The organism is Streptomyces sp. MUSC 14, from assembly GCF_001866675.1.
GTDB lineage: Bacteria > Actinomycetota > Actinomycetes > Streptomycetales > Streptomycetaceae > Streptomyces.
In genome coordinates this window covers 1-212 of sequence record NZ_MLYN01000170.1, presented here as the reverse complement: position 1 = coordinate 212, position 212 = coordinate 1, and the positions used below count along the sequence as shown (strand labels likewise).

Below are 212 nucleotides of genomic sequence, written 5' to 3'. Positions count from 1 at the left end.
GGATGCGGGCGCGTTCCTTGCGTTCGGCGGCTAGGACGTCACGGTGGCGGGCGTTGGCGTTGCGCCAGTGCAGGTAGGCGTGCAGGGCCCGTGTCTGGACGGTGTGGTTGGAGTGGTTGGAGTTGGCGATGGTGAACTGCCGCAGCGGTCCGAAGTGGGCTTCGATCGGATTCGCCCAGGATGCATAGGTCGGGGTGAAGCACAGTTCGACC

Annotated in this window: 1 pseudogene; it reads right to left on the bottom strand. The window is 65.6% G+C overall.

What is annotated here, in order from left to right:
- Positions 1-212 (bottom strand): annotated as a pseudogene (locus tag BIV25_RS46150) (IS630 family transposase); the annotation flags it as partial.